1 protein-coding gene is annotated in these 730 nt (G+C 29.9%); it reads left to right on the top strand.

Annotation, left to right across the window (positions count from 1 at the left end):
• Positions 1-708 (top strand): MerR family transcriptional regulator (locus V7183_RS19995; protein ID WP_335360602.1); only part of this gene is annotated, 708 nt, incomplete at its 5' end.
• Positions 709-730: the final 22 nt, after the last annotated feature.

The following is a 730-nucleotide window of genomic DNA, read 5'->3' as shown; positions in this document are numbered from 1 at the left end:
GCAACAGGTTATAGATATTATTCTATAGATCAATTTATTCACATAGATATTATAAAAAGCTGTAGAGAGTTACGAACGAGTATAGTAGAACTGCAAGAGATTTTTAAGGACTGTGATACGGAGAAATTACTACAATTTTTACAATTAAAAAGAGATGAAGCGGAAGAAAACATAAAGAAAATGCAAGAAGTAATCAAAACCATTGATAGCTTACATATGAATATAGAGAATTCCAAAGACATATTATATGATGATGAAATCTCTATTCAGTTTTTTGAACAGCGTTACATAATGATAGCACCATGTAAAGAAGTAGGAAGTTTACAGGAGTTACTTTACTATTCGAATTTAGAAAAAATCATTCATGAGAAGGGAGGGAAAATGTCAATGGAAAGAGGGATTATATATGATGTGAATGCAGGGTGGAATGTAGAACCAAAGTATGTTTTTAGTGGTGTTCAAGGGGATTTGAATATAGAAGATGAACACAGTATGAAAATATTACCAAAGGGAAAATATGTAACGTTAGCCTATAGTAAAGAGAACGAGGAAGAATGCCGAAGAAAAATCGTTACATATGTAAAAGAAAATCATTTGAAAATTAACCGTTTCATTGAAGTGGAGTTATTTAACGATTTCTTTAATACAGAATCTTATAGTTGTCAAATTCAGATGTTTCTAGAAAATAATGAATCAGTTGACTGTTAGGATATATATAAGTTAAAAAAAC

The organism is Bacillus sp. JJ1127, assembly GCF_036965845.1.
GTDB lineage: Bacteria > Bacillota > Bacilli > Bacillales > Bacillaceae_G > Bacillus_A.
Note: the sequence above shows the minus strand (reverse complement) of the source record. Positions and strands in the feature narration are given on the sequence as shown.